Source organism: Geomonas sp. (assembly GCF_035254065.1).
GTDB lineage: Bacteria > Desulfobacterota > Desulfuromonadia > Geobacterales > Geobacteraceae > Geomonas.
The window spans coordinates 1-13,696 of sequence record NZ_DATFBA010000372.1 but is presented as its reverse complement, the minus strand read 5'-3'; the positions used below and the strand labels follow the sequence as shown (position 1 = coordinate 13,696).

14 protein-coding genes are annotated in these 13,696 nt (G+C 62.4%); 3 read left to right on the top strand and 11 right to left on the bottom strand.

Annotated features, from left to right (window positions below; genetic code table 11):
• The 5 genes from panC to VJ604_RS17395 form a co-directional block, all read right to left on the bottom strand.
• Nucleotides 1–766 (bottom strand): pantoate--beta-alanine ligase (panC, locus tag VJ604_RS17415; RefSeq protein WP_324084711.1); only part of this gene is annotated, 766 nt, incomplete at its 3' end.
• Entirely contained in the window at nucleotides 763–1,566 is an 804-nt protein-coding gene (gene panB / locus VJ604_RS17410) for a 3-methyl-2-oxobutanoate hydroxymethyltransferase (protein WP_324084709.1), read from the bottom strand. The genes panB and panC, both read right to left, overlap by 4 nt.
• Nucleotides 1,567–2,209: 643 nt before the next feature.
• Nucleotides 2,210–4,201 carry a methyl-accepting chemotaxis protein gene (locus tag VJ604_RS17405; RefSeq protein ID WP_324084707.1) on the bottom strand — a complete coding sequence of 664 codons (1,992 nt, stop codon included), beginning with the start codon at nucleotides 4,199–4,201 and terminating at the stop codon, nucleotides 2,210–2,212.
• A 197-nt stretch (nucleotides 4,202–4,398) separates the two neighbouring features.
• Nucleotides 4,399–5,487: a 6-phosphofructokinase gene (locus VJ604_RS17400; RefSeq protein WP_324084705.1), complete on the bottom strand. Its 1,089-nt coding sequence runs from the start codon at nucleotides 5,485–5,487 to the stop codon at nucleotides 4,399–4,401.
• A gap of 374 nt (nucleotides 5,488–5,861) precedes the next feature.
• Nucleotides 5,862–6,566, bottom strand: coding sequence for a peroxiredoxin-like family protein (locus VJ604_RS17395; protein ID WP_324084703.1), 705 nt, complete (start codon nucleotides 6,564–6,566; stop codon nucleotides 5,862–5,864).
• 158 nt (nucleotides 6,567–6,724) lie between these two features.
• Between VJ604_RS17395 and VJ604_RS17390 the strand changes: the two genes are divergently transcribed.
• From VJ604_RS17390 to VJ604_RS17380, 3 genes are all read left to right on the top strand, one after another.
• Complete coding sequence (locus tag VJ604_RS17390) at nucleotides 6,725–6,943, top strand: hypothetical protein (protein WP_324084700.1); 219 nt, start codon at nucleotides 6,725–6,727, stop codon at nucleotides 6,941–6,943.
• A gap of 103 nt (nucleotides 6,944–7,046) precedes the next feature.
• On the top strand, nucleotides 7,047–7,505 hold the full coding sequence (locus VJ604_RS17385; RefSeq protein ID WP_324084698.1) for an iron-sulfur cluster-binding oxidoreductase: 459 nt from the start codon (nucleotides 7,047–7,049) through the stop codon (nucleotides 7,503–7,505).
• A gap of 2 nt (nucleotides 7,506–7,507) precedes the next feature.
• Entirely contained in the window at nucleotides 7,508–8,065 is a 558-nt protein-coding gene (locus VJ604_RS17380) for a hemerythrin domain-containing protein (protein WP_324084696.1), read from the top strand.
• 266 nt (nucleotides 8,066–8,331) lie between these two features.
• On the opposite strand, the gene VJ604_RS17375 is transcribed toward VJ604_RS17380, so the two are convergent.
• The 6 genes from VJ604_RS17375 to ribD form a co-directional block, all read right to left on the bottom strand.
• Nucleotides 8,332–9,639 carry a homoserine dehydrogenase gene (locus tag VJ604_RS17375; protein WP_324084694.1) on the bottom strand — a complete coding sequence of 436 codons (1,308 nt, stop codon included), beginning with the start codon at nucleotides 9,637–9,639 and terminating at the stop codon, nucleotides 8,332–8,334.
• Nucleotides 9,640–9,690: 51 nt separating this feature from the next.
• Nucleotides 9,691–10,128 carry a transcription antitermination factor NusB gene (gene nusB, locus VJ604_RS17370; RefSeq protein WP_324084693.1) on the bottom strand — a complete coding sequence of 146 codons (438 nt, stop codon included), beginning with the start codon at nucleotides 10,126–10,128 and terminating at the stop codon, nucleotides 9,691–9,693.
• A gap of 1 nt (nucleotide 10,129) precedes the next feature.
• Complete coding sequence (gene ribH, locus VJ604_RS17365) at nucleotides 10,130–10,597, bottom strand: 6,7-dimethyl-8-ribityllumazine synthase (protein WP_324084688.1); 468 nt, start codon at nucleotides 10,595–10,597, stop codon at nucleotides 10,130–10,132.
• Nucleotides 10,598–10,631: 34 nt separating this feature from the next.
• The gene (locus VJ604_RS17360; RefSeq protein WP_324084686.1) at nucleotides 10,632–11,834 is read right to left on the bottom strand and encodes a bifunctional 3,4-dihydroxy-2-butanone-4-phosphate synthase/GTP cyclohydrolase II; all 1,203 of its coding nucleotides are present in this window, start codon (nucleotides 11,832–11,834) and stop codon (nucleotides 10,632–10,634) included.
• 42 nt (nucleotides 11,835–11,876) lie between these two features.
• On the bottom strand, nucleotides 11,877–12,521 hold the full coding sequence (locus tag VJ604_RS17355; RefSeq protein ID WP_324084684.1) for a riboflavin synthase: 645 nt from the start codon (nucleotides 12,519–12,521) through the stop codon (nucleotides 11,877–11,879).
• A gap of 204 nt (nucleotides 12,522–12,725) precedes the next feature.
• The coding region (gene ribD, locus VJ604_RS17350; RefSeq protein WP_324084682.1) for a bifunctional diaminohydroxyphosphoribosylaminopyrimidine deaminase/5-amino-6-(5-phosphoribosylamino)uracil reductase RibD at nucleotides 12,726–13,696 on the bottom strand (971 nt) is incomplete at its 5' end.

Genomic DNA, 13,696 nt, shown 5'->3' with positions numbered 1-13,696 from the left:
TGGCATCGGCTTTTTCCAGCTCTTCCAGCGTGTCGGGATCCCTGAACTCGAGGTAGTCCACCTGCGCGGCCGGCTCCAGCTCGATCACCGTGAGTGCGCTCTCCCTGAGGGAGGCCACCGAGTGGGTGCCGCTACGGAAGCTCTCCTTCGCCGCCGCGATGGCGCGGGAGAGGCAGAGGGCGCTCTCGCGCTGGGCGGGATCGAGCTTCACGTTGCGGGAGCTGAGCGCCAGGCCGTCGCTCTCGCGGACGATGGGCATCCCAACGATCTCGACGTTCATGTTGAGATCCTGGACCATCCGCCTGATCACGGCCAGCTGCTGGAAATCCTTCTTCCCGAAGACGGCGAGCTTCGGGGTGACGATGTTGAACAGTTTGGCCACCACGGTGGTGACGCCGCGGAAATGGCCGGGACGGCTGGCGCCGCACAGGTGGGCGGTGAGCCCTTCCACGTTCACGTAGCTCTGGTAGCCCAAGGGGTACATGTCGGAGGCCTTGGGGGCGAAGATCACGTCGACTCCCGCCTCGGCCGCTATCCGCTTGTCGCGCTCCAGGTCGCGCGGGTAGCTGTCCAGGTCCTCGTTGACGCCGAACTGGGTGGGGTTGACGAAGATGCTGACCACCACGATCTCCGCGCGCTTGCGCGCCTCCACCATCAGGGACGCGTGCCCCTCGTGCAGGTACCCCATGGTGGGGACCAAAGCGATCCGGCCTCGCCGCTCGCGGGCGTAGTGCTGCATCTGCGCCACGGTTTCTATCACGATCATTTGAAGGAATGCCTCTCTTCCGGGAAGGTGCCGCCTTTGACGTCGGCGATGTAGCTGGAGACCGCCTCGGCTATCACCGGGGTCAGCTCGGCGTAACGCTTTACGAACTTGGGGGAGTACTTGCTGCACAGCCCGAGGATGTCGTGCAGCACCAGCACCTGGCCGTCGCAGCTGGGCCCCGCACCGATGCCTATGGTGGGGATGGAGAGCTCGGCGGTGATTTTACCGGCCAGCCCCATCGGGATACCCTCCAGCACCACCGCGAAGGCGCCCGCCCGCTCGACGGCCCGTGCGTCTTCCAGCAGTTTCTCCGCCTGCTGCTCGCTTTTGCCCTGCACCTTGAAGCCACCCATGCGATGCAGCGACTGCGGGGTCAGGCCAATGTGCCCCATCACCGGGATGTCCATGGCGGTGATGGCGGCGATGGTTTCGGCGATGTTGACGCCACCCTCGATCTTGACCGCGGCCGCACCGGCCTCCTTGATCAGCCTGCCGGCGTTCAGGCGCGCGCCGGCCAGATCGATCTGGTAGGAGAGGAAAGGAAGATCGGCGACCACGAAGGCCTTGGGCTGCGCGCGCATCACCGCCTTCGTGTGGTAGATCATCTCATCCATGGTGACCGGCAGGGTGTTGTCGTAGCCCGCCACCACCACCCCGGCGGAGTCGCCGATCAGGATGATGTCTATGCCGCAGCCGTCCATGATGGCCGCGGTGGGGTAGTCGTAGCAGGTCAGTACCGCGATCCGCTCCCCTTCCGCCTTCATGCGCTGGAAGTCGAGAACGGTTTTCTTCTTCTGCATGGCTGCTCCGTTGCCTGCCGGCAAAACAAGGTATACGGCTAACTAGAACGCGATTCCCATGGGCGGCACCAGTTAGCGCTTCAGCCGGCAGCATCTTCGATTTCGGTCTGCCGGAGATTTCCGGCAAAAAAAAACGCCCTCCGGCAAGGAAGACGCTGTAAAAAAAGACGCTGCGCGCACGACTTCACGCGGCGGGTCTTGTTCAGCTATCGCTTCCCGTACCGGTTCCCTTCGGAATCCAGGCGGTATGTTGTCGTTACTGCGGTGTCCTTGGCGGCTCCACTTAGATTATAGCGGGCACAAACACCGTTATTAACATAGACGGGGGGCTTAGTCCAGAATTTTTTCTGGGAATATGACACAAAATGTAAGACAGATCGAGTGCCGTATGACTTTCGCTGACCCCCGTCGACAGGTTCAGGACAGGCTTCGACAGGCTCAGGGCGAACGGCTTTGGGAACTCACTCAATAAGCGAGGGGACTGGCTCCGTAGCTGCCTGTCCCCCTTTGTCTTGCCGACAGCTTTGGCAGGTGCGGCTTCCCTCACCCCGGCCCCTCTCCCTCCTACGCCCCGACGGGCTTCGGCGGACATGCCCGGAGGGCGAGGGGGGTGTGGCCAGGAGCGGGAAAAGTCGAAAAAGAGCTACTGGGCGCTGGCGCGCATCTGCTCGAGCTCTTTCACCACCCGGCCGCTTTCGTCCTGGCGCGACTCCATGTCGTTGAAGATCCTTTCGGCCATGGTGGTGACCGAGTCGACGGTCCCCTTGATCTCCTCGCTGTCCACCGTCTGCCGCCCGGCGGAACCGGCCACGTCGTGGCTCATCCCCTTCACCTCTTCCAGGGCCCGCGCCACGCTCTTGGTCGCCTGCGCCTGCTCCTTGGAGGCCTTGAAGATCTGGCTGGTCATGGAGCTCACGTCCTCGATGGACTGGGTCACCATCTGCACGGAGGCGGCCTGCTCCTCGGTGGCCAGCTTGATCTGCTGGGTCATGTCCAGGGCGGTCTGCGAGCTCTCCAGGATGCTGGCGAGGGAGGAGCCGGTCTGGTTCCCCAGCTTGACCCCCTTCTTGACCAGCTCCTTGGTCATGGTGATGTTGTCGGCGGCGTTTTTGGACTCGGTGGTGATCTCCTCGATGATGCCGGTGATCTCGCCGGTGGAAAGGCCGGTCTGCAGGGAGAGGTTCCTGATCTCGTCGGCCACCACTCCGAAGCTCTTGCCGTATTCGCCGGCCTGGGCGGCGATGATGGAGGCGTTCAGGGCCAAGAGGTTGGTCCGCTTGGTGATGTCGTTGATCACGCTCACGAAACCTTCGATGCGGCTGGAGTTCGCGCTCAGGCGCTTGATCCCTTCGTAGGAGAGATCGACCGAGCGCTGGATCTCGGCCAGCGAATCGACCGTTTCCCGCACCACGGCGCTCCCCTGCTCAGCGTGCTCCTTGACCTTGACGGAGAGCCCGTGGGAGAGGACGGTGTTCTTCTCCACCTGCTTGAGGGTGGAGGAGATCTGCTCCATGGCGGAAACGGACTTGTAGACCGAGTCGGCGAGGGCATCCATGTTGCGGGTGATCTGGTCGGTGGCGATGGAGATCTCGGCCGCGGAGACGCTGGCGCCGTCCACCGACTCCATCACGCCCTGGGCCGAGGAATCAATCTTGGAGGCGCCGAGGGTGAGCGACTCGGCGGCGCTTTTCAGGCGGTAGAGGTTCCTGGAGTAGCTCTCCCTGTTTTTCTGGAGCTCCGAGAAGGTCTTGCCCAGTTCCAGGGTGAGCTGGTCGATGGACTGCAACAGGCTGATGCGCATGAGCGCGGCGGCGGCCTGGTCGGCGAACAGCCGGATGGTGTCGACGTCGGTGTCGTTGAGCGCGCGGTGGCTCTTCTTGTTGTCCAGCCCGAAGACGCCGATCGATTCCCCCTTGAGCACGATGGGGCAGAGGATGAAGGTGGCCGAGCGCAGAGGCTCGATGGCGTTGAAAGGGGGCTGCAGCAGGTAGTCGCTGGGATACTTGCTGATGTTTTCGATGAAGTAGACCTGCTTCTCGCGGAAGCTCTTGTAGATGACACCGGCGCGCTGGTCCAGCGGCAGGGTGACGTCGGCACCCACCACCGATTCGTTGCCGGCGTGTGCCGCGAAGTAGAGGTGCTTTCTCTCCGGATCGGCCATCAGGACGTTGACCCTCTCGTAGCCGAGCACGTCGTGCAGCCCCTCCACGCAGAGCGCGAGCACGTCGTCGGTGCGCACCGCCTTCTGAATCTTGCTCCCTATCTTGTGGAAGTTCTTGATGTTGTTGTCGAGCACCTTGTAGCGGTTCTCGAACAGCTGCTTCTGGGCTTCCACCTCCTGCACCAGCTGGTCGAGCTCGGCCCCCTTGGTGTGCAGCTCATCCACGGCCTTCCCGATGAAATAGCCGAACAGGGCCAGCACGCAGGCGGTGCCCCCCCCCATGTAGAAGTAGAGGGCCAGGTTCTGGCCGGTCTTGGTGATGTCGGAGAAGATCTGCGAGGAGATGGGGACGCCGGGGTCGGCGAAGAGGAGAAGACGCAGGGCGGTCCAGCCGATGGGAGCCGAGATGCCAAGGAAAAAGCCGATTATACAGAACAGGTGACTGCGGTTCACCTGGGCGATGCGTTTCTTCATAAGAAAGCTACCTCTCTGTAGCCGGTAGGGGCCGGCCGGACACAGACTGCACAAGTTTTCCGCAGTCTAAGACAGAGATTAGCCAAAGTCAACAGTATCCTTCATTAGTTGCGAGGTTAGCGACAAAAAGGGGGGCTTTTTGGACGAAGTGGACGAAGTGGGACCGGTGGACGAGGTGGAGCCCCCGCTGCTGCCGCTTACCGGCCCACCATGATGCCGAGGGCTTCGGCGTGACGCACCATGTCGCCATTGGGGTCGATCAGCTTTAGGCTCCGGATGGCGTCGTCGATGGGGACGGAAGCGATGTCCCGGCCGCTCAGGCAGACCATCTGGCCGAAGGCCTCTTGCTCGATCAACTCGACGGCCTTCACGCCGAAACGGCTCCCTACCACCCGATCGAAACTGGAGGGGGTGCCTCCGCGCTGCAGATGCCCGAGCACGGTGACCCGCACATCCATCTCCAGCACGCTTCCCAGCTCGCGCCGGATCTGCTCCCCTACCCCGCCCAGCCGCTCGACCACGCACTGGCCGCCGGCCGCCTCCTGGACCACGCGGTTACCGCCGACCGGAAAGGCTCCCTCGGCCACCACGATGACGCTGAAACGCCTGCCGCATCTCACCCGGCGGGCGATGGCGGCGGCAACCTGCTCGATGTCATAGGGGATCTCGGGGATCAGGATGACGTCGGCTCCGCCGGCCATGCCGGACTCCAGGGCGATCCAGCCGGCGTAGCGCCCCATCACCTCCAGCACCATGACCCGGTGGTGGCTCTCGGCGGTGGAATGCAGCTTGTCCAGGGCGTCGGTGGCGGTCTGGACGGCGGTGTTGTAGCCGAAGGTGACGTCGGTTTCCAACAGGTCGTTGTCGATGGTCTTGGGGACGCCGACGATGGGGACGCCGCGATCCATCAGCTGCCGCGCGATCTTGAGCGACCCCTCGCCCCCCACCACCACCAGCGCGGAGATCCCCAGCATCTGAATCCGGGAGACCACCTCGTCGGAAACGTCCACCACCTCCACCCTCCCCTCGCGCACGATGGGAAAGGAGAAGGGATTTCCCCTGTTGGAGGTCCCCAGGATGGTCCCTCCCCGCGGCAGGATGCCGCGCACGTCTTCGGGGGTGAGCAGGCGGCACTTCTCCGGGTGGAGAAAGCCGTCGAAGCCGTCCTCGATGCCGATCACTTCCCAGCCGCGCCCGCTGGCGGCGGCCTTCACCACGCCCCTGATCACCGCGTTGAGACCGGGGCAGTCACCGCCACCGGTGAGGATCGCTATTCGCTTGGTCATGCAGTACCTCGCTGATGTTCAAGACCTGGATCTTAAAAGCAATAGAACGCGGATGACGCGGATTGGACGGATTTGCACGGATTAAATCGATAGTGAAGGGTGCAACCGAGAACTCGTCGCTACGGCAGGGTAGTGGTTTGGGGAGAAATAGTCAATAGTTTCCAGCGGGTAGGGGCATGCGAAGCGCCCCTTATTAAAGGTTCATCCGGTAATTCCGAAGGGGGGAATCAGGTGCGGGCATCTGGTAATCCACTTGGCCAACATATCATCAAGCTCCTCACACCGTTCGCCCTGAGCCTGTCGAAGGGGAGCTTGTAAAGGCTGGAATGCGGGTGCTTCGACAAGCTCAGCACGAACGGCCACTGTCAAAACCATCAGTTAATCGGGGCTTTGGACGGGGAGGCTATTCCCTTTTCCCCGGCTGATTCCTCCCGCGCCTGACGCAGGGTGTCCAGGATCTCTTGCGGCTCCAGCAGGTTCCTGATGTCGGTGTCGGCATGGGACAGGAGGATGCGACCATCCTGCGCGAGCAGGAAGGTGCCGGGAACGGGGAGCGTCCAGGAGTGATCGGCGTTGAAGGCGGGGAGGTTGCCGCCGAAGGAGATGTACAGGGAGCGGATCCACTCGGGAACCTGGAAGACCAGCCCGAATTGGCGCGCCACCACGTTGCCGAGATCGCTCAGCACCTCGTACTCGAGATAGTTGTTGAGCAGGGTGGCCTGTGACTTGTCCGGGGTCTGCGGGGAGATGGCCATCAAGGAGCCGCCCGCCTTGGCTATCTCGGGAAGAATCTTCTGATAAGCCCTCAACTGAAGGCTGCAGTACGGTCACCACATCCCCCGATAGAAGGTGACCACGGCCGGCCCCTTGGCAAGGGCGACGCTCAGGGTGACCGGGCGGCCGACGGCGTTGGGAAGGGTGAAATCCGGCGCCTGCGCCCCTTGCTTCAACACCCTTTCAGCAATCCCCGAGTCGGAGAGTTCGCGTGCCGCCCGCTCGATCAGCTCCGCCTGCTCGGGAGAAAGTGGGGGGAACCCCCGCTCCAGTTCTGCAATCTGCGCTCTGAGTCCCTGCACCATCTATCCATCCTCCCCTGCATATTTATTCTGTCACAGTGTACGCTGATTCGGACGGCGGTCAAATGCATGCAGGAAATGCGATATTTTTGACTCACGTCATGAACTCTTTGCCTGGGAAGCGCTATTGTCGGTACAACGAAAGACAACGGGAGGCAACGATGAACTTCAAAAATGGCATGGGCGAAATGGCGATTCAGAACGTGATGGAAAATCACCCGCAGATAGGTGACATCCTCAACCGCTACGAGATCGGCTGCGTGACCTGCAAGGTCGGGATATGCCTCCTCAAGGACGTGGTAGCCATTCACGGGCTCTCCCCCGAACAGGAAACCGCGATCGAGAAAGAGATCGGGGAGTACCTGGACAGCAAGGGGTAAGAGCAGGGACGAGAACCAGAAACTAGAGACGGTAAATTCACGAATAGATTTTCTGACACGAAACACGATAACAACCAACTCGATAGAAAAAAGGAGAAGGAAAATGGGACATTCTGCATGCGGTTGCCCGGGTAGCATGGCTAGGGTTATTGAGAGGACTGAGACTAACGAGAGCGCACCGACCGCCAAGGCGGCCTCCGAGCTGCGCCAGTGGCCGGTGCAGCTGCACCTGGTGCCCCCTACCGCCCCCTGGTTCCAGGACAGCGACATCCTGATCGCCGCCGACTGTGTAGCCTTCGCGCTGGGGAGCTTCCACAGCGACCTGTTGAAAGGGAAGGCGCTTGCCATCGCCTGCCCGAAACTGGACGACACCGCCCCTTACGTTGAGAAGCTGGCCAACATCTTCAGAAGCAATGAGGTTAAGAGCATCACCATCGCCATTATGGAAGTGCCCTGCTGCCGGGGTCTTGATATGATGGTGAGACAGGCACTTACCCTCTCCGGCAAGGAGATCGAGCTTACGACCGCCGTGATCGGCATCAACGGAGAAAGGAGAAGCTAACCATGAAACGGGATATCACGCAGCGGCTCAAAGACGAGCACCAGCTGATCCTGCGCATGCTCGCCCTTTTGGAGGAGAACGCCCGGCTGACCGAGGAGGGTTCCTTCCGCGACTACCGCTTCTACCTGGACGGCGTCGATTTCATCAGGAACTACGCGGACCGCTTCCACCACGCCAAGGAGGAGGACGTGCTGTTCGAGGCGCTGATCGACAACGGCATGCCGCGCGCCAACAGCCCGGTCGCCGCCATGCTGATGGAGCACGACCTGGGAAGGGAGTTCGTGAAGGGGATGGAGGAGGCCGCCACCCGCGCCCTGAACGGGGAAGCGGGCCAGGAGGAGGCCATCGTCGCCAACGCCCGGGGCTACCTGGAACTGCTGCGTGACCATATCTCGAAGGAAGACGGCATCCTCTATCCGCTGGCGGAGCGGGTCCTCCCCGAGGAGAAGCGGGACGCCATCCTGGAGGGGTACCACGCGGCCGAGCAGAAGGCGGCCCAGGGGCTCGAGGAGCATTACCGCGCCATCGTCGAGGGGTACGAGAAGAAGAAGGCGGCTTAAAGTCTAGCAACAAGGCTTTTTTAACAGGGATGGATGGGATGAAAGGAATGTAAGGCACAGGCTGTAAAGGTAATAAAGAAAGGGCGGGGGAAATTTCCCTCGCCCTTTCTTTTTGGCCAATCGACGATGAGGCTCTGCCTGGTGAGGGATTCCTTCAGAAAGGCAAATCCCCCCTGTCCCCCCTTTATCAAGGGGGGGACGTAGTGGCGGACATCATCCCTGGAGTTATTACTCAGGGGTAGTAGCGGACATCATCCCTAAAGTTTCTACTCGAGGTTGTCCTCGATCCTGATGAAGGTGCTCTTGGCGCGGATCACGTCGAAGGCGTCGATCTCGCCCAGGGCGGTGCGGATGTCTTCCTCGCGCGCCTCGTGGGTCATGATCACGATCGGGACTATGTCGGTGCTTCTTGCGCTCTGGACCATGGAGGCGATGCTGATGCCGTGGGCGCCGAGCGAGCCGGCGATCCTGGCGAGCACGCCGGGACGATCGAAGGCCTGGAAGCGGATGTAGTACTTGCTGACGATCTCGCCCATCGGCTTGATGGCCAAGGTACCCACTTTCTCGTCCACGTAGCCAAGCGGTGCGCAGCGGCGGGAGATGCCGGCACCCATGTTGCGGCAGAGATCGACTACGTCGCCGATCACGGCGCTGGCGGTGGCGTCCATGCCGGCGCCGCGCCCGTAGAACATCACCGGCCCCACGAAGTCGCCGGTCAGCCTGATGGCGTTGAAGACGCCGTGCACGTCGGCCAGCGGGTAGTCGCTCGGGATCATGGTGGGATGCACGCGCGCCTCGATCTGACCGTCGTCCATCTTGCCGATGGCCAACAGCTTGATCCGGTAGCCGAAGGACTTGGCGAAGTCGACGTCCTCGGCGGAGACCGAGGTGATCCCCTCGCAGTAGATGTCCTTCAGGTCGACCTTGGTGCCGAAGCAGAGCGAAAGGAGCAGGCAGAGCTTGTGTGCGGTGTCGACCCCTTCGATGTCGAAGGTGGGATCGGCTTCCGCGTAGCCGAACTCCTGGGCGCTCTTCAGGACCTCCGTGAAGTCGGCCCCCTCCTGGGTCATGCGGGTCAGGATGTAGTTGCAGGTGCCGTTCACGATGCCGAGCACGGTGGAGAAGCGATTGGCGGCCATGTTCCCCTTGATGGCGGAGAGGACCGGTATGCCGCCGCCCACCGCCGCCTCGAAGAGGACCTCGACGCCGCTCGCCTTGGCGGCCGCGTAGATCTCCTGACCGTGCACAGCGAGCAGCGCCTTGTTGGCGGTGACCACGTGCTTGCCGTTGGCGATCGCCTTGAGGGCGAAGGTGCGGGCCGGCTCGTAACCGCCGATCAGCTCGATGACTACCGAGATCTCCGGGTCGGAAAGGACCTCGTCGGCGTTGGTGGTCAGCTTGATGCCGTCGGTGCTCACGCCGCGGTCGGTGGTGATATCGAGGTCGGCGATGGTCTTGAGGGAGAGCTGGGCCCCGGTTTTTTCCGAGATGAGGGAGGAGTTCTCTTTGAGGAGTTTGACGACGCCGGCGCCGATGGTGCCGAACCCGAGAAGGCCGATCTTGATCTGTTTCATAGTTCCTCTTGATTCAAAAACTATAGAGTCAAAGGCTACAGGCAAAGGGTTTTATTCCTTGTCGGTCACACCGGAGGCGATTTCGTCGAGGATGCCGTTGACGAAGGAGGCGGAATCTTCGGCCCCGAACTTCTTGGCTACTTCGATCGCCTCGTTCATGGTGACGTTCTTGGGGATGTCGGGACGGTAGAGGAGCTCGAACACGGCCAGCCGCAGGATGTTCAGATCCACCCTCGCCATCCGGGCCATGCTCCAGTGCTTGGACTTCTCGGCGATGCGGGCGTCAATCTCGGGCAGATGCGCCATCACCCCGTTCACCAACTCGGATGCAAAAGCGTACGCCTTGGAATTGACTTCCAGCATCGGCTCATCGCCCTCGCTGAAGCTCTCGATGATCCGCTTCAGCGCCGCGGTCGCATCATGCAGTACCAGGTCCTTCGAATAGAGAGCCTGCAGCGCAAGCTCCCGTCCTTCTCTGCGTGTCGTCAATTTATTTCATCTCCCTGAACAGGCTGGCCGTCTCGATGGCGGTCATCGCGGCATCGAAACCTTTGTTCCCCGCCTTGGTACCGGCGCGCTCGATCGCCTGCTCGATGGTGTCGGTGGTCAGCACCCCGAAGGCAACGGGGATGCCGGTATCCAGCGAGATGTGGGCTACCCCCTTGGAGACCTCGGAGGCCACGTAGTCGAAATGCGGGGTGGAGCCGCGGATCACGGCGCCCAGGCAGATCAGCGCGTCGAAGTTGCCGGTCTCTGCCATCTTCTTGGTGGCCAGCGGGATCTCGAAGGCACCGGGGACCCGGGCCACGGTGATCTGGGCATCGTCGGCGCCGTGACGGATCAGGGCGTCCAGTGCTCCCTCAAGGAGCCGCTCCCCGATGAAGCTGTTGAAACGGCCTACCACGATACCGAACCTGAGTCCCTCCGCGTTCAGCTTTCCCTCTACGAATTTTGGCATGTCGAACCTCTTATGATCGAGATTAAGATTAAAACTAAATGTTTTCCAGCAGATGCCCCATCTTCTCGCGCTTGGTCTTCAGGTACTTCTCGTTGGCCTTGGAGGGGGGGATCTCGATGGCGACGCGCTCGACGATGTCGATGCCGTACCCCTGCAGGCCGACCAGCTTCTTCGGGTTGTTGGTCATCAGCCTGATCTTCTTGATGCCGAGGTTGACCAGGATCTGGGCGCCGATGCCGTAATCTCTCATGTCGGCCTTGAAGCCCAGGGCGAGGTTCGCCTCCACGGTGTCGTGCCCCTGGTCCTGCAGCGCGTAGGCCTTCAGCTTGTTGGTCAGGCCGATGCCGCGCCCTTCCTGGCGCATGTACAGGATGACCCCCGCCCCTTCCGCCTCGATCCGCTTCATGGCCGCGTGCAGCTGGTCGGCGCAGTCGCAGCGGACGCTGCCGAAGACGTCACCGGTCAGGCATTCGGAATGCACCCTGACCAGCACCGGCTTCTCACCGCTGATGTCACCCTTTACCAGGGCCAGGTGCTCGAGCTTGTCGATGTCGTTTTCGAAGGCTACCGCGCGGAAGCTCCCGAAGCTGGAGGGAAGCGCCACTTCGACCGATCTCTTCACCAGCGACTCGTGCTTCATCCGGTAGGCGACCAGGTCGGCGATGGTGCAGACCTTGATGCCGTGTTCCTTGGCGAATTTCTTCAGTTCCGGCATGCGGGACATGGAACCGTCTTCGTTCATGATCTCGCAGATCACCCCTGCCGGCTCGAGCCCGGCCAGGCGCGCGAGGTCGACGGAGCCTTCGGTCTGGCCGGCACGCACCAAGACGCCGCCATTTCTGGCGCGCAGCGGGAAGACGTGCCCGGGCCTGGCGAGGTCGTCGGCCACGGCCTTGGGCGCCACCGCGGTGAGGATGGTGTGGGCGCGGTCGGCTGCGGAGATGCCGGTGGTGACCCCTTTCTTCGCTTCGATGGAAACGGTGAAGGCGGTGCCGAATGAGGAGGTGTTGCTCTGCACCATGGGAGGCAGATCCAGCCGGTCGCAGCGCTCGCCGGTCATGGTCAGACAGATCAGACCGCGGCCGAAACGCGCCATGAAGTTGATCGCCTCGGGCGTCACGTGCTGCGCCGCCATGGTCAAGTCACCTTCGTTTTCCCGATCTTCGTCGTCCACCAGGATGACCATCCTGCCGGCCTTGATCTCCTCGATGGACTCCTCAATGCTTGCAACAGACATCTTTAGACCTCTCATGAGCGTGTGTGCAAAAGAAAAGGTATCTCACACGAAACCGTTTTTTGCAAGCAGTTCCAGCGTGACGCCCCCCCCGTTTGCCTCCCTTCCCGCCAGCAACCTTTCCAGATACCTGCAGATCAGATCGGTCTCGATGTTCACCTGGTCCCCCGGCCGTCGTCCCTCAAGATTGGTCTTGGCGGCGGTGTGGGGGATGATGTTCACGCTGAAGGTGTCGGCGGTCACCGTATTCACGGTCAGGCTGATGCCGTCGATGGCGACCGACCCCTTGGCGGCGATGTACTTGCCGTACTCGGCGGGGAAGCGGAAGGAGAAAACTATGTTGCCGGCAACTTCCCGGCGCTCGGTCACGGTGGCCACGCAATCGACGTGGCCGGAGACCAGGTGCCCGTCCAGCCGGTCGGAGAGCCGCATGGCCCGCTCCAGGTTGACCGGCGAGCCTGCCTTCAGGTTCTTGAAACCGGTGCGGTCGATGGTTTCGGGGGAGACGTCGAAGGTGAGCGTGCCGCCCCCCTTGCGCACCACGGTGAGACAGGCGCCGTTCACGGCGACCGAGGCACCCAGGGCGATCTCCTCCAGGGGAAGGGCGGTCTTGACGGTGAGGCTCCCGGAGGCGCCCCTTTTCTCGATAGAGACCAGCTCGCCAACGTTTTCGATGAGGCCTGTGAACATCATTTCTCCTACATAGTTACTCTCGCCGCCGTTTACCCCTCGCCCTCCGGGAGAGGGTGCCCGCAGGGCGGGTGAGGGAAGCCACGCAGAGCAGAACTCTTTCCTCGTCGCCGAGCTCCCTCACCCCGACCCTCTCCCGGAGGGCGAGGGAGAGTTGGCTCAGGAGGAAGGAAGTGGGAAAAGGACAGTAGCTACTGCCACCTTTTAGGGCGTGGCTTTCACCGGCGTTCCTTCCACCAGCAGGTCCACCCCTACCCGTCTCACGCTGACCTCTTGCAACTGGATGGCATCGGACATCAGGGCGACACCTTCGCCTGCAAAAAGCCCCAGCCCGGCGCCCCCCACCAGTTTCGGGGCCAGGAAGATCATGCAGCGGTCGATCAGACCGGCGCGCAGCGCAGCACCGGCCAGGTGGCTGCCACCTTCCAGAAGCACCGACTGCACTCCCATCTCCCCAAGCTTGGCAAAGAGGTCGGCGAGATCGACCCGGCCGTCCGCCTCGCGGCAGCTCAACACCACGGCGCCGGCGGCACGTAGTCCCTCGATCTTGTCGGCGTCGCGGCTGCAGGTGGCAATCACGGTGCCGGCGGTGGACTTCACGTTCAACACCGCCGCGTGCAGCGGAATCTTGAGGGTGGAATCGACTACGACCCGCAGCGGATCCTTGCCGCCCGGCACCCGGCAGGTCAATTGCGGGTCGTCCGCCAGCAGGGTGCCGGCGCCGACCATGATGGCATCGACCCGCCCGCGCAGCCGGTGCACCTCGCGCCTCGCCTTGTCGGAGGTGATCCACTTGGAGTCGCCGGTCACCGTGGCGGTCTTGCCGTCCAGGGTCAGCGCACTCTTCAGGATCACGTAGGGAAGCCGGGTGCGGATCCACTTGATGAAGGGACGGTTCAGCTCCCGGCACTCCTCTTCCAGAAGCCCGGTCTCCACCTCGATCCCGGCCCCCCGCAGCAGCTCGATACCGGCGCCGGAGACCAGCGGATTAGGATCGACCATGCCGACGAAGACGCGGCCGACACCGGCGGCGATCAGCGCCCGCGCGCAGGGAGGGGTCTTGCCGAAATGTGAGCAGGGTTCCAGGGTCACGTAGACGTCGGCACCCTCGGCGAGCTTGCCGGACTCGTTGAGCGCGTGCACCTCGGCGTGCGGGGTGCCCGCCTTTTTGTGCC